The 18,532-nt window shown below is 69.2% G+C and carries 14 protein-coding genes; 1 reads left to right on the top strand and 13 read right to left on the bottom strand.

Annotation, left to right across the window (positions count from 1 at the left end; translation table 11 throughout):
* The first annotated feature begins 22 nt into the window (after positions 1-22).
* Positions 23-511 carry a cyanase gene (gene cynS / locus ABLE88_RS08085; protein WP_348830928.1) on the top strand — a complete coding sequence of 163 codons (489 nt, stop codon included), beginning with the start codon at positions 23-25 and terminating at the stop codon, positions 509-511.
* Positions 512-593: 82 nt separating this feature from the next.
* Here cynS and ABLE88_RS08080 read toward each other — a convergent pair whose 3' ends face one another.
* The 13 genes from ABLE88_RS08080 to ABLE88_RS08020 form a co-directional block, all read right to left on the bottom strand.
* Complete coding sequence (locus ABLE88_RS08080) at positions 594-1,472, bottom strand: alpha/beta fold hydrolase (RefSeq protein ID WP_348830927.1); 879 nt, start codon at positions 1,470-1,472, stop codon at positions 594-596.
* 239 nt (positions 1,473-1,711) lie between these two features.
* Complete coding sequence (locus ABLE88_RS08075; RefSeq protein WP_348830926.1) at positions 1,712-4,261, bottom strand: alpha/beta hydrolase; 2,550 nt, start codon at positions 4,259-4,261, stop codon at positions 1,712-1,714.
* A 207-nt stretch (positions 4,262-4,468) separates the two neighbouring features.
* On the bottom strand, positions 4,469-5,347 hold the full coding sequence (gene rsmA / locus ABLE88_RS08070; RefSeq protein ID WP_348830925.1) for a 16S rRNA (adenine(1518)-N(6)/adenine(1519)-N(6))-dimethyltransferase RsmA: 879 nt from the start codon (positions 5,345-5,347) through the stop codon (positions 4,469-4,471).
* Positions 5,344-6,378, bottom strand: a complete 1,035-nt coding sequence (gene pdxA / locus ABLE88_RS08065; protein WP_348830924.1) for a 4-hydroxythreonine-4-phosphate dehydrogenase PdxA — start codon at positions 6,376-6,378, stop codon at positions 5,344-5,346. Before pdxA ends, rsmA begins: the two co-directional genes overlap by 4 nt.
* The gene (locus ABLE88_RS08060; RefSeq protein ID WP_348830923.1) at positions 6,378-7,277 is read right to left on the bottom strand and encodes a peptidylprolyl isomerase; all 900 of its coding nucleotides are present in this window, start codon (positions 7,275-7,277) and stop codon (positions 6,378-6,380) included. The genes pdxA and ABLE88_RS08060 overlap by 1 nt, the downstream gene beginning before the upstream one ends.
* A 370-nt stretch (positions 7,278-7,647) precedes the next feature.
* A complete protein-coding gene (locus ABLE88_RS08055; protein WP_348830922.1) occupies positions 7,648-9,972 on the bottom strand; it encodes an LPS-assembly protein LptD in 2,325 nt (774 codons plus the stop codon).
* Positions 9,973-10,145: 173 nt separating this feature from the next.
* On the bottom strand, positions 10,146-11,237 hold the full coding sequence (gene lptG, locus ABLE88_RS08050) for an LPS export ABC transporter permease LptG (RefSeq protein ID WP_348830921.1): 1,092 nt from the start codon (positions 11,235-11,237) through the stop codon (positions 10,146-10,148).
* Entirely contained in the window at positions 11,234-12,403 is a 1,170-nt protein-coding gene (lptF, locus tag ABLE88_RS08045; protein WP_348830920.1) for an LPS export ABC transporter permease LptF, read from the bottom strand. Before lptF ends, lptG begins: the two co-directional genes overlap by 4 nt.
* 174 nt (positions 12,404-12,577) lie before the next feature.
* The gene (locus tag ABLE88_RS08040) at positions 12,578-14,704 is read right to left on the bottom strand and encodes a molybdopterin-containing oxidoreductase family protein (RefSeq protein WP_348830919.1); all 2,127 of its coding nucleotides are present in this window, start codon (positions 14,702-14,704) and stop codon (positions 12,578-12,580) included.
* A 74-nt stretch (positions 14,705-14,778) separates the two neighbouring features.
* Positions 14,779-15,528: a TerC family protein gene (locus ABLE88_RS08035; protein ID WP_348830918.1), complete on the bottom strand. Its 750-nt coding sequence runs from the start codon at positions 15,526-15,528 to the stop codon at positions 14,779-14,781.
* Between the two features lie 169 nt (positions 15,529-15,697).
* Complete coding sequence (locus ABLE88_RS08030) at positions 15,698-16,396, bottom strand: TerC family protein (RefSeq protein WP_348830917.1); 699 nt, start codon at positions 16,394-16,396, stop codon at positions 15,698-15,700.
* A 242-nt stretch (positions 16,397-16,638) separates the two neighbouring features.
* Positions 16,639-17,061 (bottom strand): nucleoside-diphosphate kinase, encoded by a 423-nt coding sequence (ndk, locus tag ABLE88_RS08025; RefSeq protein ID WP_348830916.1) that lies wholly within the window; start codon positions 17,059-17,061, stop codon positions 16,639-16,641.
* Between the two features lie 685 nt (positions 17,062-17,746).
* Positions 17,747-18,364 (bottom strand): PadR family transcriptional regulator, encoded by a 618-nt coding sequence (locus tag ABLE88_RS08020; RefSeq protein WP_348830915.1) that lies wholly within the window; start codon positions 18,362-18,364, stop codon positions 17,747-17,749.
* Positions 18,365-18,532 lie beyond the last annotated feature (168 nt).

The following is an 18,532-nucleotide window of genomic DNA, read 5'->3' as shown; positions in this document are numbered from 1 at the left end:
CGAAAAACGTGGAGTGACGACGATGAAGCGCGAACAGCTCACCGAGAAGATCCTCGACATCAAGCGCGAGAAGGGCTGGACCTGGAAGTACATCTGCTCGGAGATCGGCGGCATGTCCGAGGTGCTCGTGGTGGGGGCGCTGCTCGGCCAGATGAAGCTGGTGAAGCCGCTGGCGAAGAAGGCCGCAGAGCTGTTCGGCCTCTCCGAGGCCGAGGAGAGGATGCTGAACGAGGTGCCCATGCGCGGCGCCGGCACGCCCATGCCGCCCACGGACCCCCTGATCTATCGCTTCTACGAGCTGGTGATGGTGAACGGGCCGGCCTGGAAGGCGCTGATCGAGGAGGAGTTCGGCGACGGCATCATGTCGGCCATCGACTTCAACATGGACATGGTGCGCGAGCCCAACCCCAAGGGCGACCGGGTGCGGATCACCATGTCCGGCAAGTTCCTGCCCTACAAATATTACGGCAACGAGCAGGGGATCCCCGACTACGGCTTCAAGGAAGCCTGAGGCGCCGGCGCGCCGCCGCCTCTTCTTGCACCGCCTCCGCCCCCCGGCTCCGCCGGCTGGGGTGGTCGGGGGCGTGCGGCCCTTATACTTCCAGCCCGCCGAACCAGGCGCCGAAATAGCCGGCATAGAGCTCCGGCGCCTCGATGTTCATGGAATGGCCGATGCCCGGCACCGCGACGAAGCGGCAGCTGGGCATCACCGCCGCCATCTCCCTCATGTCCGCCTCGGCGATGACGCTGTCGCGCATGCCCCACACCACCAGATGGGGATGGGTGATCTTGTCCATCAGGCCCCTCAGCTCGCCGCTCCGCGCCTCCTTGGTGAGGGTGTCCGGCGTGCCGAACCAGATGCCGTCCGACACCTGGAGCACCTGGTCGACGATGCGCTCGAACAATGCGGCGCGGGCCCCCGCGCCCGCCGTCACCTCGGGCAGGAACACCGCCGGGCCCGGTGCCGGCGGCAGGGTCTCGGGCACGAACAGGCTCGGCGCGGTGGCCGCCATGACCTGGCGGGCCAGCGCCTTGTCCGCCTTCATCTGGCCGAAGAAGGCGGACTTTTCCGGCGGGAAGTCGATGCCCTGCGGCCCCACCGGCGAGAGCGAGAGCACGCGCCCGAACCGGTCCGGCTGCTCGAGGATCATCCGCGTCGAGATGATGCCGCCGGTGGAATGGGTGGCGAGGTGGCAGAAGTCCACCTTCAGCGCGTCGAGGGCGGCGAGCATGTCGTCCGCGTGCTGGCGCACCGAATAATTGGAGAAATCGGCGCGCGGGGCCGGCTTGTCGCTGTCCCCGCAGCCGCGCCAGTCCACGGCGATGGTGCGCACGCCGCGCGGGAAGTGGGGCGCGGCGAGTTCGATCCAGTCCTTGCTGGCGAGGTTGCCGTGGACGAACAGCACGGTCACCGCGCCTTCGCCCCATTCGCGGAAGGCGAGGTGGATGCCGTTCACGTCGAGCGTCTGCATGGTGGCGTTCCGTTGCGGGTCGGGCTGGGGACGAGGCACCGCATCGGCAGCGCCTTCCGGACATTGCAGCATATTGCCGCCGGCGGCGCAGCCTTGCGGTGGGCCCCGGCTCGCATTCCGCTCGCGCTCCATGCGACCGGGGCGCCGAGCCGGGGTCCAGGGGAAAATCCTGCACAGCAGGCAATCTCGCCCGCGGGGCGGGCGGCGGCCATTCCCTCTGCCCCCCGGCGCCGACCCTCCTATTTGTTCAGCCCCTGGGGGGTTGCCGCCGCCGCCGGAGCGGCGGCCTTGGGCGTGCTGGCCGCCCCGTTGATGATGAGATCGACCATGGCGGGCGTCGTGGTCTCCACCCGGCCGGTCTTCACGAAGTCCACCGCATCCTCGGCGAACGCGACCGGATCGTCGGTGTGGATGAAGTGCGCGGTGTCGGGATAGACCTTCACCGCCACCTCGCGCCCGGCCGCGCTCATGCGCCGCATGAAGGGCATGATGGCCTGGCGCGAGAGGTCGTTCAGCCCGTTGAAGGCATAGCCGGGGATGAACGGCTCCCTGGCGCCGAAGGCGAGGAAGATCGGCACCTTGATGTCGGTGAGCCGCTTGTAGAGGCTGTTCGGGTCCTTCTCCTGCAGCTCGATGGCCATGGTGTAGATGTCGAAGATGAAGAGGTCGACCCACTGCTGCAATTCGCGCGGATCGCCCTTGATCATGCCGATGCGCTGGGCGGTGTGGAGCCGGGCATATTCGCTGTCGCGCAGGAAATAGCCGGACTTCGAGGGCGTGACCGCGCCGGTGACCGGATCGCGCCGGCGGAAGTGGAAGAAGTCGTCGATCTGCTGGGCGGTCTGGTTCTTCTCCCGCTCCCGAAGGCCGGTCTGGTCCCAGGTGGCCTTCCACTTGTCGAAGTCATGGGCGAATTCGGGATTGAAGAGGTCCAGCTTCTTGCCCGGAGCGACCGTGATCTCGCGGGGATATTCCTCAAGGCCCGCGGGAGCTTCGAGGATGAGCTTGGAGACCGCATCCGGCCAGGTGAGGGCATAGCCGAGCACCAGTTGCCCGCCCATGGAGTGGCCCAGATAGGCGGCCTTGCCCACCTTGAGCTGGTCCACCACGAGGCCGTGCACCACCTCGCGCATCTCCTGCATGGTGCGGGCCGGGCTCTTGTCGAGATTGCCGGGGCCGGACATGCCGTAATGCGGCAGGTCGGGCACGATCACCCTGAGCCCGCGCTCCAGCGCGATGCGCATGACGTTGCCGTAATGGCCGCCGAAGGCGCCCTTGCCGTGGACGATCACCAGCACATCCGGGTTCGGATCGGTGCCGGCATATTCGTCCATGTAGCCGATGTCCCACTCCACGCCGCGGCTGTCCTTCACCTTGGTCTTCTTCACCGGGAAGGGATAGGTGACGAAGGTGTTCCAGAACGACTTGTCGGGGGTGATGTCGGCGGCGACCGAGGGCGTGCGGTAGGTCTTCGCGACCAGGCCCTGGTTGCGGGTGAGGCGCGCCACGTCGCCGAGGAAGTTCGCCACAACGGGATCGAACTGCTTGTTCTTGAGGATCGAGAACACGCCGTAATGGGCGACCGGGCTGGTCTCGTGCACGAAGTCGGCGCCGGGCACCTTCTCCACCGCGCGCTTGGCGCGGTCGAAGGTGAGCCACTGGTCGTTCTCGATGTGCATGACCATGGTGCGCGCCTTGATGCGCCCGAGGTCCTTGTTGATGTTGTACTGCTCGCCGGCGCGGTTGCGCCACAGCAGGTCCACCGCGTCGAACAGCAGCGCGCGGGCGTTCACCGAGGCGCCGGCCTGCGGCGTCGGCGGCTTCCAATAGAAGATGTCCGGCTGCACCTTCGCCCAGTCCTGCTGCGAGCGGAAGTCGAAGTCGAAGCCGGTGAGCAGCAGCACCGACCAGCCGAAGGCGACCCCCTGGTTCGGGTGCTTGTCCTTGGGCAGGCTATAGTAATTGCCGCCGGTGGCGCGCCATTGCGGGTCGCTCTCGATGGCCGCGGACATGAGCTGGAAGGTCCAGTTGCCCACCGGGTCGCCGCCGTCCGACTGGGTGGTGCCGCCCACCGGCATGAGCCCGTTCATGAAGTCGGGGTGCATCACGCCCCAGACATAGGTCTGGGTGGCGCCCATGGAGACGCCGGTCACCAGCGCCGCGCGCGCCACCTTCAGGTGGTCGCGCAGCATGCGGTAGTTGGACTGGACGAGGTCCTGATAGCTGTATTGCGGGAACTTCTGGCCGAGCCCCTCCGAGGGCTTGGAGGTGCCCCACAGACCCAGGGCGTCGAGGATGACCACATAATATTCGTTGGTGTCGATGGCGCGGTTCGCCCCGATCGCCGGTCCGCCGGACAGGCCCGTGCCCTCCACCCACTGGGCGTACATGTCGGTGGCGTCGCCGGAATAGAAGGCGTTGATGATCACCGCGTTGGTGATCTCGCCGGCGGCGTTGCGCTTCGGCGTGCCGAGCGCGATATAGGCGGTGCGCAGCGGGCCGGCGCCGAGGGATTCCAGCGTCGTGCCGCCCGCGCCGCCATTCTCCCAGGCCTGCGGGGCGGCAAGGTCGTATGTGCCGCCGATGCGGAAGTTCGGCACCTCGTAGAATTTCTTGAGCGCGCACAGCCGCGCCTGCGAGCAGGCGGCGGTGATGGGCTGCGGCAGCAGCGCGGGTGTCGCGTCCCGGCGATCCTGGATCTTCGGCGCCGACGGCGCTTGCGCAAGAGCGGGGGTGGCGAGGAGCAGCGCCGCCGCCAAGGCGTGCGCCGCGAGGGGCAGGTAGCGCATGGGGTTTCTCCGGCTAACTTTCTGATTCTAAGGGCAATCGCCTCAGTTTCGGCGCAGAGGCTTGCATGCCGACAGGGGCTTGGCAATGCGGGCGCCTGCGGCGCGGGGTAAGCTGCGACGGGCCCCGTGCGGGCCACGGCGATCGAGCCGGGACATGATCGTGGGGCGGCTTCGCCGCTCGCGCCGGCGTCGTCTGCGCCGGCCGCCTCAGGCGCCGGCCGGGACGGCGGGTGCCTTGGCGGCCCGCGCCGCGGCGAACGCGTTGGCGAGGGCGACGAAGCCTTCGACGCCGATCTCCTCCGCCCGCGCGGTCTCGGCGACGCCGGCCGCCTCCAGCAAGGGCAGGGGATCGCAGCCGAGGCTCCTCAGGCTCTGGCGCAGCATCTTGCGGCGCTGGCCGAAGGCGGCCTCGGTCACCTTCTCCAGCACCGCGAGCGCGCAGGGCAAAGGCGCCGCCCGCGGCACGAGGTGCACCACCGAGGATGTCACCTTCGGCGGCGGCACGAAGGCGGAAGGCGCGACGTCGAAGGCGATGCGCGCCTCGGCGCGCCAGCCGGCCAGCACGGCGAGCCGGCCATAGGCCTTGGAGCCCGGCGCGGCGACGATCCGCTCGGCCACCTCCTTCTGGAACATGAGGGTGAGCGAGGAGAACCACGGCGGCCAGGGCTCGGCCGAGAGCCAGCCCACCAGCAGCACGGTGGCGATGTTGTAGGGCAGGTTCGCCACCACCCGCGCCGGACCGTCGCCGATCAGCGGGCGCACGTCCACCTTCAGCGCGTCGCCCTCGATCACCTCCAGGCGGCCGGGATAATGCGCCGCGATCTCGGCGAGCGCGTCGATGCAGCGCCGGTCGCGCTCGATGGAGATGACGCGCGCCGCGCCCAACGCCAGCAGCGCCCGCGTCAGGCCGCCGGGGCCGGGGCCGACCTCGATGACCGTCGCGCCCTCCAGCGGCCCGGAGGCGCGGGCGATGCGGGCGGTGAGGTTGAGGTCGAGGAGGAAGTTCTGCCCGAGCGACTTCTGGGCGGACAGGCCGTGCGCGCGGATCACGTCGCGCAGCGGCGGAAGGTCGTCGAGGGCGCTCACGCCGCCTGCTCCCGCGCCGCCTCGGTGTCGGCAAGCCGGCGCGCGAGGCGCAGCGCCGCGATCAGGCTCGACGGGTTGGCGCGCCCGGTGCCGGCGATGTCGAACGCGGTGCCGTGATCGGGCGAGGTGCGGATGAAGGGCAGGCCCAGGGTCACGTTCACCCCGTCATGGAAGGCGAGCGTCTTGGCCGGGATCAGCACCTGATCGTGATACATGCCGATGGCCACGTCGTAGCGCGCGCGCGCCTCGGCATGGAACAGGGTGTCGGCGGGCAGCGGGCCGGTGGCGGCGATGCCCTCGGCGGCGAGCGCCTCGACCGCGGGGCGTACCACCTCCTCGTCCTCGCGACCCATGTGGCCGTCCTCGCCCGCATGGGGGTTGAGGCCGCAAAAGGCGAGACGCGGGCGCGGCAGGCCGAAGCGCCGCTCCATGTCGCGGGCGACGATGCGGCCGGTCTCCACCAGCAGGTCGCGGGTCAGGAGGCCGGGCACGTCCTTGAGCGGCACGTGGATGGTGGCGGGCGCAACCGCGAGCAGCGGCGACCAGATCAGCATCACCGGGCGCGGGATCGCGCCGTCCGCGGCGCGCGCGTGATAAGCGAGATATTCGGTGTGGCCGGGGAAGGGAAAGCCCGCCGCCTGGACCACCGCCTTGGCGAGCGGGCAGGTGACGAGCGCCGCGGCGCGCCTCGAGCTCACCAGATCGAGCGCGGCGGCGAGCGCCTCGAGCACGCACGGTGCGCTGGAGGCGTCGGGCCGGCCCGGCGCCGCGGTGGCCGCGGGGCCGGCGGCGAGCACCGGCAGGGCGTCGGCGAACCGCTCCGCCGCCGCCTCCGGCGCCGTGCCGACGATCGGCACGGCAAGGCCGAGCCGCCGGGCGCGGTCCTCCAGCAAAGCCGGGTCGCCCAAAGCGATGAAGGCCGGCACTTGCGCCGTGTGCCGGGCCTGCCAGGCGAGGAGGGCGATCTCGGGCCCGATTCCGGCCGGCTCGCCCAGCGCCAAGGCGAGCGGCCGCCTTGGGGACGGGGCCATCAGCGGTATTCGATGAGCGAGGTTTTCCTCAGCTCCTCGATCATCTTCTTGGATTCGGCGGTGAACTGCGCGGTGCTGAGCTGGTCCTTGATCTCGCGCTTCTCGGAGCTCTCGCCGCGCACCTGGGCCTTGCTGCAGATGGCAAAGGTCTCCACCCCGGTCTGGGTCACCTCGGGCGGGGTGAGGCGGCCGACCTCGGTCTTGTCGAGCAGCTGGCGCAGCTGGGCCGGCATGTCGGAGGACAGGCGCAGGACCGGCTGGCGCACCACCACTTCCTTGAGGCTCTTCGCCATGTCGAGCCCGGTCTCGCAGCCGGCGAAGCGCTGGCGGAGCGCGTTCGCCTCCTGCAGGCGGGCCGAATAATTGGAGCTGTTGCGGGGCACCACGAAGACGATGGGGTAGAGCGTGTATTCGGTGGCCACGAGCTGGGTGGTGCCGCGCCGCTGGAGCGCGGCGATCACGTCGGAATCGCGGATGGTGGTGGTTCCGGCGCGCCCGCGCACATATTGGCTCCAGATATAGTCCGCCACCACCTTGTCCTTGAAGGCGCGGGCGTCGAGCCCGGCCTGGGCGAAGCTGGCGGTGAGCTCGGCCGCGGTCCGCCCGGAGCGCTCGGCGATGCCCGCATACAGGCGGTCGATGTCCTTCTGCTCGACCGATGTCTGCAGGCGCCGGATCTGCTGGGTCTTGATGCGGTCGTCGATGAGTTCGTCCAGCGCCTCCTTGGGGCCGATGGACTTGCGATCGATCACCTGGTGCAGGCGCTGCCGCTGGCTGATGTCGTAGGAGGTGACCGGGTCGCCGTTCACCACCACGACCACCTTCTGCGCTGCGGCGGGCGTCGCCAGCGCGAACGTGGCAAGCAGGGCGGCAAAAGAGAGGCGCATCAGAAAGGGCATGGTGCTTCCGCGGGTTGGTGCGCGCAGAGCGACGATCCGTGTCGACCGTGGAGCTCAAGGATGAGGATGGGCTCCGTTCCTGGCGGCAATGGGGCCTGGGCAGCGGGCGGCGGAGTGAGCCGGCTCGCCACTGTGGTTTTGCCACCAAACGCGCCGGGACGCCACCCTTCGGCGCAAGCGCGGCGGGCCGGTATCGCCCCATTGTGATCGGTTGCGGCCTTTTGCGCTGCGGTCCGGCGGTAGGCCGGCCAGCGGCGGTGGCGAACGGTGGCGCGCCAAAGGCGACCGGCGAAGCCGGGGAAGACCGCCGCAGCGGCAGCCTGCGGCAGGAAAGTCGGCGCTCGAAGGCCCGCGCCGCAGGGCGGCCGGATCAGTCCGAGCCGGAGCCGAAGGAGGTGGAGAAGCCGCCCTCGCCGAGGGTGCGCAGGCCGATCCGTACCGTGACCTTGGTGTCCGGCGGCGCGTTGGGCCCGTTCAGGGTGTAGTCGGTGATGTAGTTGAAGGCGAGGGTGAAGCAGTCGTCGATATAGCTGAGGCCCACCAGCGTGTAGTCGAACGCCGCCTCACCGATATTGTAGCGGATGGCCCCCTTGACCGACCAGTTGTCGGTCAGCTTGTAGCTGCCATTGGCGAGCACGCCCTCGCGGCGCTCGTAATAGCCGAGCAGCGGCTGGGCCTCGTAGCGCCCGTAGATGGTCGAGACGCTCAGGCGATCCACCTCGGCGCGGCCCTGCAGCTCGAAGCGCTGCATGGAGAAGTTCGATTCGTCGAAGCGGAAGCGGGTGGTGAGTTCGAGATTCTTAGTCGGCGAGTAGCTGAAGCGCGCCACATAGTCGGAGGCGCCGGTCTCCAGGCCGGATTCGAGGCCGGTATTGGCCATGTCGCCATAGGCGAAGGAATTCTTGCCGAACAGGCTGTAGGACTGGCCGACCACCGCGGTGAAGAGGCCGGCGCCGTTCACCGCCGCGGTATAGGTCACGCCCACGTTGACGCGACCGCCGCCCTCCACCCGGTCCCAGCCGGAATATTTGTTGATCTCGAACAGGTTGGTGTCGTCGAACACGAGGCTCTGCGCGTCTTCGTTGGGGAACTCGCCGATCTCGGTCTCGTTGGGCCGGATGATGATCTGGGCGCGCGGCTCGATGGTCTGGGTGCCCCAGCTCTCGGCCGAGATGAACGGATAGCGGTAGTCGAGGCCGACCGCCGGCATGCCGCGGATCAGCCCGTCGCTGCCCGAATCCAGCGGGTTCTGGCCCGGGAAGATGGGGCCGTAGGAATAGCTGAGGGGCAGCTGGCTGATATTCACCGAGGCGACGTCGACGCGGGCGGTGACGAACGGCGTCCACATCTGGCCGATGGAATCGGTCACGGTCTTGCGCCAATAGACCTCCGCCGACAGGCGGGTGTAGTCGCCCGGCGCGCCGCGCAGCAGGCATTCGCGGGCGTTGGGGTTGGCGAGGGTGCAGGCGCCCGTGGGCACGCCGATGGCGCCCACCGCGGAGGTGGCAGCGGAGGTGCCGATGAAATCGGCCTGGTCGCGGGTGAGGCTGGTGAGGTTCACCTTCACGCCCGCCTCGCCGCCCCACAGCGCCTTGTCGAACACCTTGTTGTAGTTGAGCGTGCCGACCACCGGCAGGCGGTCCTGATCGTCGGTGACCGACAGGCCGAGGAAATAGAGCCCGCGCAGGTCGAAATAGGAGCGGTCGCCCTGGCCGGTCAGGTAGGCGGTGGACACCTGCTCGGTCTTCGCGAGCGGCACGAGGTTGTAGTCGCGCAGGAAGGTGCGGTCGGAGACCAGGGTGGCGTCCCAGCCGATGGTCCAGAACCGGTTGATGGCGAAGGCGCCGGTGCTCTGGACGGCGCCGCGCTCGTCGCGGTAGCCGGGCAGCGGCTCCACCACGCCATTGGAATAGACGTTGAGGAAGGCGTCCTTGTCCTGCTGGACGATGCCGGCGGCGCGGATGGTGTAGCTGCCGTTGATCAGGCGCTGGCGCCACTCGCCCTGCATCAGCACGCCCTGCTGCGTCAGGTAGGTGGGCGTGATGGTGAGGTCACGGTCGGGCGCGATGTTCCAGAAGAACGGCGTGCCGACACCGTAGCCGAGCTGGCTCGAGGACAGGAATTCCGGCATCAGGAAGCCGGTCTTGCGCTTCACCGTCGGGTCCGGGGAGGACATGTACGGGAAGTACGCCACCGGGAAGCCGAAGAACTCGACCGTGGCATCCTGGTAGTAGACCATCTGCTGGTCTTCGTTGTGGATGATCTTCTTGGCGCGGATCTGCCACAGCGGCGGCTTGGTCGGATTGTCCTTGCACGGCTCGCAGGCGGTGTAGGTGCCGTTCTGCAACACCGTGACGTTGCCGTCCATGCGGTCGGCGCGGGCGGCGGTGAAATGGGTCTTTTCCGGCGTGTCGAGGCGCAGCGAATCGATGAAGCCCTGCTTGAAGTCCTGGGTCAGCTCCAGATTGTCGGCCGTGACGATCTTGCCGTCCTTCTGCTTCAGGCGGACGTTGCCCACGGCGACCAGCGCGTTCGCCTTGCGGTCGAACACCACCCGATTCGCCTCCAGGGTGGAGCCGTCATAATAGATCTGGACGTTGCCGACCGCCGCGACGGTATCCTTCTGGTAGTCGTATTCCATCTCGTCGGCGGTGACGAGCATCTTCTGATTCGGGTCCAGCTTCGGCGCGGTCATGAGGCCGGACGCGCTGCTGCCGCCTCGCGCCCCCTGTGCCAGGGCGGGAGCGGCGCCGATCAGCGCCAGGATGCAGATTGCGGCGAGCCCCGCGCGCGCAAAAGCTCCCGTCCGATGCTCGCCGATTCGGCGTGCCGGCTGGCTTCGCGCAGCGTCGGGGAAGGACCCGACCGTCATCCGTCCTCCCTGTGCAGAAGAATGAGGACCCCCATGAAAATCCCCGCGACCGCCGGAAACCACGCTGCGGCAACGGGATGAACGATGCCGGCCTCCCCGAGATCCTCGGCGAGCTTCGACCCAACATAAAGCAGAAACCCTGCCGTGACGCCACCGAGAATCGTCTGCCCCACCCCCCCGAACCGGAACACGCGGAGGCCGACGGATGCGGCAATCAGCACCATGGCGATCAGCAAAAAGGGCCGGGCCAGAAGACTCTGGAGCTGAAGTCGATAGCGGGCGGCGCCGAAGCCGGATTGTTCTGCACTGCGAATGGCGCCCGGCAGTTGCCAAAAGGACACGGTCTCGGGGGCCACCAGCGAGTCCTGGATCTCCCGCGGGTCGAGGTTGGTGGCCACGAGATAGGTGGCGAAGGTCTGGACGTCGAAGCCCGGCACCAGCACCCGCGCCTCGGTGAGCGACCACACGCCCTCGCCGAGGGTGGCGGTGCGCGCCTCCACCCGCTCGATCAGCTTGTCGTTGGCGTCGAACTCGTAGATCACCACCCCGGACAGCACCCGCCCGCCCTGCTGGGAGGCCGCGGCCTGGATGATGGACTGGCCGTCCACGCTCTGCTGGCGGACCCAGAATTCCTTCTTGTCCAGGGTCAGCGAGTAGGAGGTGGAGCCGAAGATCTCGCCCTCGATCTGGTTCGCGCGCTCCTTGAAGTCGGCGGAGATCGGGTTGAACACGGTGGTGGCGAACACGCCGACCAGGAAGGCGACGACCACCGGCGGCAGGATGAACTGCCACACCGAGAGCCCCACCGCCCGCGCCACCACCAGTTCCAGCCTGCGGGACAGCAGCACGAAGGTGGCGATCGCCCCGAACAGCACCGCAAACGGCAGCAATTGCTCGGTGAAGGCGGGCGCCCGGTAGACCGTGACGAGCCCCACGAGGCTGGTGGTGACCTGCTCGCGGTCCGCCGTGCGGCGGGCCATCTCCAGGAAGTCCACCAGCATGATGAGCGCGACGCACGACAGGAAGATCATCGCCACCGAAGAGGCGAAACGGCGCGCGAAATAGAGCCCGAGGGTGCGCCCGATCATGGGTTGGCGGCGGCCGTGCGACGCGCGAAGCGCCCCTTGAGGCCGTCGAGCCCATTGATCAGCCACTGCGGCGTCGAGAAGCTGATCCAGCCCTGCAGCACCAGGGCGCACAGGATGACGGTGACCACCGGCAGGGCGTAGATCAGCGGCACGGCGGCGATCTGCGCCTTGAGCTGGCCGGCGATGGCGAAATTGCCCGCCTGCACCGCCGCCATGGCGGGGATGATGGCGGTGAGCGCCAGCCCGCGGCTCTGGCGCGTGGTGCGCGGCCGCGCCAGCGCCGCGGCGGCGATGGCGAAGAAGGCGAATGGATAAAGGCCGGCGGACAGGCGCTTGTGCACCTCTTCGCGGAAGCGGCCGGGGGTGTGGATCAGGAACGCGTCGTCCTTGGGCGGGTCGAGCACATAAGCGAACGAGCGCTCCATGGGCCGGATCAGGTCGCCCTTCGCGCTCGGCGCCAGCGACGACAGGTCGAAGGCGTAGCGCTGGAACTCCACCACCGAGGTGCTGGCGGCCTTGTCGCTGCCGCGGCGATGGATGGACCCGCTCTCCAGCACCAGGAAGATACCCGCCTCGTTCTCGACGATCTGGCCACGATCGGCGAGATAGGTGGAGATCTCCTTTACGTCGCGCCCGTCATTGATGAACACCCCGTGCATCACCCCGCTCTGGGTGCGCTCGCGCACGTGGAAGACGAGGCCCTGGGTCAGGTTCACGAACCGTCCGGGCTGGGCGATGAACGACACCACGTCCGCCCGCACCCGCGAGACCTGCTCGCGGAAGCCGCTGAGGCTCGCCGGCACCACCTCGATCGCCAGCACCTCGCACAGCAGCGAGACCGCGATCGCCAGCAAAGCGAGCGGGCGCAGCAGGCGCCAATGGCTCATGCCGGCCGAGGCCATCACCACGATCTCGCTGTCGCCGTTGAGCTTCAGCAGCGTGTAGGCGGTGGCGATGAACAGCGCCGCGGGCGCGATCACCAGCACCAAAGTCGGCATGGTGAGGCTGGTGATGGCGAGGAAGGCGATGATGGTCTGGCCCTGGCTGGTCACCAGGTCGAGCTGGCGCAGCGCCTGGGTGACCCAGATCATGCCGGCGAGCACCACCACGACGCCGAGGAATGCGACGGTCGCGGTGGAAAGAATGTAGCGGTCGAGACGGCTCATCAAGCTTCGCCTTGCAGCGCGGAGCCGCCCCCCGCTCGCAATGGATCGCGCCACTGGATAGCCGGAAGCGCCCCGAGGCGCAATTGCCTCATTGCACTACCTCAATGCCGTGCCGGGCCCGACCCCTGTCCGCGCGGCGGGCGCCGGCGGCCGGCGCCGGCCCAGGCGGGTGGATCACGAGCGCGCGATCCGCACCCGGTTGTCGTGGAACGCCGCCCCGCCCACCGGCGCCACCGGATCGGCCCCGGTCAGCGTGTTGATGCCGCGTCCGCCGGCATGGGCGCGGTTGGGCTGGATCTGCTCGGAGACCACCACCCCCCGCCGCAGCCCGTCGAACAGGCGCACGCGCAGCACCACCTCGCCGCGCGCGCTGGCGACCCGCACATTGTCGCCCGCCGCGACGCCGAGGCCGGCCGCGTCGTCCGGGTGGATCATCAGCGTCGGCGGGCCTTCCCGCTCGGCGGAGGAGGCAGTCTCGGTGAAGGTGGTGTTGAGGAACGAGCGCGCCGGCGCGGTCACCAGGCGGAAGGGATAGTCCGCGTTCGCCTCCTCGATCACCGCCCAATGGTCGGGCAGCGCCGGCATCTCCTGCCAGGGGCCGAACAGGCCGGGCGCGGGCAGGCCGCTGGCGCGCCAGTCCGGGGCGAAGTGGAAGCGCTTGTCGCGGTGGCCGAAACCGTCGAGGAAATGGGCCTCGGCGAACGGCGGGGCGATGTCGATGAAGCGCGCCGCCTCGAGCGCGTCGAGCGTGCCGCGGCCGGTCTCACGCAGGGTCCGGTCGATGATCTCGCGCGCGGTCATTGCGAAGCCTTCGTGCTCCGCCCCGAGCCGGTCGGCGAGGGCGCAGACCACGTCGTGGTTGGAGCGGCATTCGCCCGGCGGATTCACCAGCTTGGGGCCGAGCAGGATGTGGGGATGGCCGCCCGCCTGGTAGAGATCGTCGTGCTCGGTGAACATGGTGGCGGGCAGGACCACGTCGGCCATCCTGGCGGTGTCGGTCATGAAGTGCTCGTGCACCGTGACGAACAGGTCCGCGCGGGCAAAGCCGGCGCGCACCTTGTCCTGCGCGGGCGCCACCGCCACCGGATTGGTGTTCTGGATGAACAGAGCGGCGACCTTTGGCCCGCCCGCGAGCGCCTCCGCCTCGCCCACGAGGATCGGGCCGATGCGCGACTGGTCCAGCGCGCGGGTCCTGGGGTCGAGCAGATCCAGCCCTTCGATCAAGGTCTTGCGCCAGCGGTAGAGGCCCGAGAGCGAATGCGCCGCGCCGCCGCCCTCGTGCTGCCAGGCGCCCGAGACCACCGGAATCGAGGCGACCGAATGCATCGCCACGGCGCCGTTGCGCGAGCGGGTGAAGCCGTAGCCGATGCGGAAATAGGCGCGCGGCGTCGAGCCCACCAGCCGCGCATAGGCCTCGATCTCCTCCACCTCCAGCCCGGTGATGGCGGCGGCCCACTGGGGCGAGCGCGCGGCAAGGTGCGTCTCCAGCGCCTGCGCATCGCGCGCGTAGCGCGCGAGATACGCGCGGTCCGCGCGCCCGTCGCGGAACAGCACGTGCATCACCGCGCAGGCGAGCGCCCCGTCGGTGCCCGGGCGGATGAGGAGCGGCAGGTCCGCCTGCGCCATGGTGGGGGTGCGGTAGACGTCCACCACCGCGATCTTCGCCCCGCGGGTCTTGCGCGCCTGGACCGCGTGGGTCATCACGTTGACCTGGGTCGCGACCGCGTTGGTGCCCCACAGCGTGATCAGGTCCGACTGCGCCATCTCCCGCGGATCGGCGCCCGAAAGCCGGCCGGCGCCGGCGAGATAGCCGCTCCAGGCCGGGTTGACGCAGATCGACGAGAAGAAGCGCGAATACTTCTTGGCGTGGGTCAGCCGGTTGATGCCGTCGCGCATCACGAGGCCCATGGTGCCGGCATAATAATAGGGCCACACCGCCTCGGCGCCGTGGCGCCGCTCGGCGTCGGCGAGGCCGTCCGCCACCCGGTCGAGGGCCTCGTCCCAGGACACCGCAGCGAACTGGCCCGAGCCCTTGGGGCCGGTGCGCACCAGAGGCCGCGTCAGCCGGTCGGGATGGTGCGCGCGCTCGGCGTAGCGCGCCACCTTCGCGCAGATGACCCCCGCCGTGTAGCTGTTGTCCTTGGCGCCGCGCACCCGGCCGATGCGGCCGTCGTCGTCCACCTCCACCTCGAGGGCGCAGGTGGAGGGGCAGTCGTGCGGGCAGGCGGAGGCGCGCAGCCGGGCCGGAGCCGCGGCCTGGACGTGGGGGGCGGCGCCGGGGGATGGGACATGGGTGTTCATGGCGGCAAATTTAAAGGGGGCGACGGATGCCGTCGCCCCCTTTCTCGTCGGGTCGGGACCAAGCGGTCCGGCGGTCAGGCGCGGTGCTCGGCCTCGCTTGCATTCTGGCCGCGCCCGCGCAGGACGTAGCCCAGCGCCAGCACCACCGCCGCGCCGACGATGCTCGCCACATAGTGCGGCAGGGCCGCCGGCTTGAGGCCGGTGGGCGCCTCCGCGTCCGGCTTCACCCAAGCGGGGTCGAAGTGCTGCAGGTACTGGAGCGACATCACGTCGCCCACCAGCATCTCGCCGGCGATCCACCCCAGCAGCGCCGCGCCGGCCCAGATCAGCAGCGGGAAGCGGGTGAGCAGCGCCAGCACCAGCTGCGAGCCGAAGATGATCAGCGGGATGGTGAGCAGCAGCCCGAAGATGAACAGCTCGGGATGGCCGCGCGATGCGGCGGCGATCGCCACCACGTTGTCGAGGCTCATGACCGCGTCGGCGATGGCGATGGTGCGCACCGCCTTCCACAGGCTGTCGGATGCCGCCACGTCGTGCGCTTCGCCCTCATTGTCGGTGATCAGCTTGACCGCGATCCACAGCAACAGGAGGCCGCCGACCACCTTCAGGAACGGGATCCCCAGCAGATAGGACACCGCCAAGGCGAACAGGATGCGCAGGCCCACGGCGGCGCCAGCGCCGAGCAGGATGCCCCATTTGCGTTGCTTCTCGGGCAGCGAGCGGCAGGCGAGGGCGATCACGACCGCGTTGTCGCCGGACAGAAGCAGATCGATCCAGATGATCTGAAGCAGCGAGACCCAGAAGGTCGGTGACGCAAAGTCCATCGGTTACCCCTGCTGCGTGATCGGGCTCTTTGTCCTGAGGACGGTCAGCTACCCTTAGGTCATGTTTCGTAAGGTAAAATTTACGCAACGTCATGTGGGTGGCAAGAAAAAAGGGGCGGTTCGCGCCCCTTTTCCTGCCCCCGTCCGCGCCTGCGGCGGGGCCGTCGCGTCAGTGGCCCGCCTGCTCGGCGTGGCGGGCCTTCCATCGTCCGATGAGGAAGGCGGTCACCAGAACCAGCGTCGCGCCGACCGCCGGGGCGACGTGGGCGAGGCTCTCGGTGAGCTCGTGGCTGATGCGGGAGGTGATGGCGGTGTCCCCGATCAGCATCTCGCCGGCGACCCAGCCGAGCAGGCCCGCGCCGGCCCAGACCAGGGCCGGGAAGCGGTCGAGCAGCGCCATGACGATCGACGAGCCGGCGATGATGAGCGGGATCGAGATGGCGAGGCCGAATGCCAGCAGGTACCAGTTGTCCTTGGCGATGGCGGCCACGGCCACCACGTTGTCGAGGCTCATGACGATGTCGGCGAGCGCCACGGTGCCCACGGCCTTCCACAGGCTCTCGCTGGCTTCGACCGTCTCGTCATTGCCTTCGCTCGGCACCGCGAGGTCGACGGCGATCCACATGAGCGCGAGCGAGCCCACGAGCTTCAGCCAGGGCAGGCCGAGCAGAGTCGCCACGATGCCGGTGAAGAGAATGCGCAGGCCCACCGCGACGCCCGCGCCGAGAATGATGCCCCATTTGCGGGCCTTCTCGGGCAGCGAGCGGCACGCCATGGCGATGACCACGGCATTGTCGCCGGAGAGCAGGATGTTGATCCAGATGATCTGCAGCAGCGCGAGCCACAGCACCGGCGAGTCGAGCGACATGTCTTCCATCCCCCTGGGAGGTCCGGTATCGGAGCCTGGTATTTGGCGTCTGGTGCGCCGTATTTTGAATTTAACGTGGGAACGTTACCCAAAGGGACCGGGCGTCTCAACCAAAACTGGACTTCGCAGCGCGCAAATTCCTTTCCGCGCCGCACAAAGGTAGGCCGCAATGGGAAGGCGGCCATGTTAGCGCACCGGCGGCCCGCTTTCACCCATTCCGGCGGCGGCGGGCCGGGTGCCGCTCAGCCGACGATCTCGTTGCCGGCGAAGAACTGGGCGATCTCCACTTTGGCGTTCTCGACGCTGTCGGAGCCATGGGCGGAATTGGCCTCGATGGACTCGGCGAACAGCTTGCGCAGGGTGCCCTCGGCGGCGTTCGCCGGGTTTGTGGCGCCCATCACGTCGCGATACTTCGCCACCGCGTCCTCGCCTTCGAGCACCTGCACCACCACCGGGCCGGAGGTCATGAAGGCCACAAGGTCGGCGAAGAAGGGACGCTCCTTGTGCACGCCATAGAAGGTCTCGGCCTGCGCCTTGGTCATCAGTACGCGCTTCTGCGCGACGATGCGCAGGCCAGCCTTCTCGATGACCGCGTTCACGGCGCCGGTGAGGTTGCGACGCGTGGCGTCGGGCTTGATGATCGAGAAGGTGCGCTCGATCGCCATGGGGACCGTCCTGTCTGTTGCGAATAAAGGAAACCGCGCCTGAGCGCGGGATGGCGGCTCTTAGCAGCCGCCGCCGCGGCGGGCAAGGGAACGGCGCCGGCTTTGCCGTCGCTTTGCCCCAGGGGAAGGGCGCCGGCTGCACCGTCGCGGGGCAGGGAAACACGCGCAGGTTTTGCCCGCGCGGCGGGGACTGGCCCCACCCTCGTGCCCCGGCCGACTGGAACGGCGCACGGCGCCGTGGAAGGAGAGCCGGGGCCCAGCGCAAGAGCTGCGCCGCAGGCGGCGTCTTCTACGGTGGCGGTGCCGGGGATTGCCTGCTGCGCAGGAGTCCTGCGCTGGACCCCGGCTCGGCGCTCCGGCTGCGCCGTCGTTTGGCCGGGGAACGGCGCCGGCTTTGCCGTCGCGGGGGCGCCAAAGGCTGGGTAGGGCATGGCCTGCTGCGCAGGAGTCCCTCGCCGCACGCTGTCCAAGGTGGCGGCTCCCCTCCCCCTTGTGGGGAGGGGTGAGGGGGTGGGGGTCGCGCCGCGCCGGCAATGGCGGACGTGGCTTTGGACCCCAGCCCTCCGAGGGCCGCGACACCCCCACCCCTGCCCCTCCCCGCAAGGGGGAGGGGGCTCCAGGTGGGGAAGGGCGGCTCCAGGACCGAAGGGCGTCCAGGATGGGCGGGCGGGCCCGCCCGCCGGGCTCACGCCTCGCGGATGTCGTTGGCCGCGCGGGCCAGGATCTCGACGATGCGGGTCTCCGCGCCGCGATTGTCGGCGAGGCGCTGCTGGGCGACGTCGCGCAGGTTCTCGAGCGCGGCCTCCACCAGACGCGGCAGCTCGGCGCCGTGGCTCGGGCCGTCCTCGCTCCAGCCCATCCACTTGCGCACCCGGCCCATCTTGAGGCCGATCTCCGAGAGCCGGCCGGTGATGGCGTCGGCGAAGTCGCGGTTCTGGGCGAGGAAAGCGCGGCCCTCCTCGGTGATGGCGTAGCGCTTCTTCGCGCCGTCCGGCTCGGCGGTCACGTAGCCCGCCTCCTCCAGGAAGGTGAGGGTGGGATAGACCACGCCGGGGCTCGGCGAATACCAGCCGGCGGTCTTCTCCTCGATCAATTTGATGATCTCGTAGCCGTGCCGCGGCTGCTCGGCGATCAGCGAGAGCGCCACCAGCTTCAGGTCGCCCTGGGCCAGCATGCGGCCGATGCGGAACATGTCGCCGCCGCCGCGCCCATGGCGGCCGCCGCCGCCGCGATGGCCCCAATCGCCGCGGCCAGGGCCGCCGGCGAAGCGTTCCGGGTTCCAGCCGGGTCTGCATCCGAACATGATTGCGTCTCCTCAGATATGTCGAAAGATATGACTGTAACTTTCATATCGTAAGATATATCTAAAACGCAAGGGGCCGCGATCCCGGGGCCCTGACGCAAACCGGCCGGATCGCGGTGCGATCCGGCCGGTCCTGCCGTCAAACAATCTGGAGGCGGGGAGGGGCGT

This window comes from Xanthobacter luteus (assembly GCF_040049235.1).
GTDB lineage: Bacteria > Pseudomonadota > Alphaproteobacteria > Rhizobiales > Xanthobacteraceae > Xanthobacter.
Note: the sequence above shows the minus strand (reverse complement) of the source record. Positions and strands in the feature narration are given on the sequence as shown.

Bases quoted from the DNA above. Each gene is read 5' to 3' on its own strand.
- ABLE88_RS08060 (WP_348830923.1), bottom strand. From the start codon at position 7,277: ATGCCCTTTCTGATGCGCCTCTCTTTTGCCGCCCTGCTTGCCACGTTC.
- ABLE88_RS08040 (WP_348830919.1), bottom strand. From the start codon at position 14,704: ATGAACACCCATGTCCCATCCCCCGGCGCCGCCCCCCACGTCCAGGCC.
- ndk (WP_348830916.1), bottom strand. From the start codon at position 17,061: ATGGCGATCGAGCGCACCTTCTCGATCATCAAGCCCGACGCCACGCGT.
- ABLE88_RS08075 (WP_348830926.1), bottom strand. From the start codon at position 4,261: ATGCGCTACCTGCCCCTCGCGGCGCACGCCTTGGCGGCGGCGCTGCTC.
- lptF (WP_348830920.1), bottom strand. From the start codon at position 12,403: ATGAGCCGTCTCGACCGCTACATTCTTTCCACCGCGACCGTCGCATTC.
- ABLE88_RS08055 (WP_348830922.1), bottom strand. From the start codon at position 9,972: ATGACCGCGCCGAAGCTGGACCCGAATCAGAAGATGCTCGTCACCGCC.
- cynS (WP_348830928.1), top strand. From the start codon at position 23: ATGAAGCGCGAACAGCTCACCGAGAAGATCCTCGACATCAAGCGCGAG.
- ABLE88_RS08030 (WP_348830917.1), bottom strand. From the start codon at position 16,396: ATGTCGCTCGACTCGCCGGTGCTGTGGCTCGCGCTGCTGCAGATCATC.
- lptG (WP_348830921.1), bottom strand. From the start codon at position 11,237: ATGATCGGGCGCACCCTCGGGCTCTATTTCGCGCGCCGTTTCGCCTCT.
- ABLE88_RS08080 (WP_348830927.1), bottom strand. From the start codon at position 1,472: ATGCAGACGCTCGACGTGAACGGCATCCACCTCGCCTTCCGCGAATGG.
- pdxA (WP_348830924.1), bottom strand. From the start codon at position 6,378: ATGGCCCCGTCCCCAAGGCGGCCGCTCGCCTTGGCGCTGGGCGAGCCG.
- ABLE88_RS08020 (WP_348830915.1), bottom strand. From the start codon at position 18,364: ATGTTCGGATGCAGACCCGGCTGGAACCCGGAACGCTTCGCCGGCGGC.
- ABLE88_RS08035 (WP_348830918.1), bottom strand. From the start codon at position 15,528: ATGGACTTTGCGTCACCGACCTTCTGGGTCTCGCTGCTTCAGATCATC.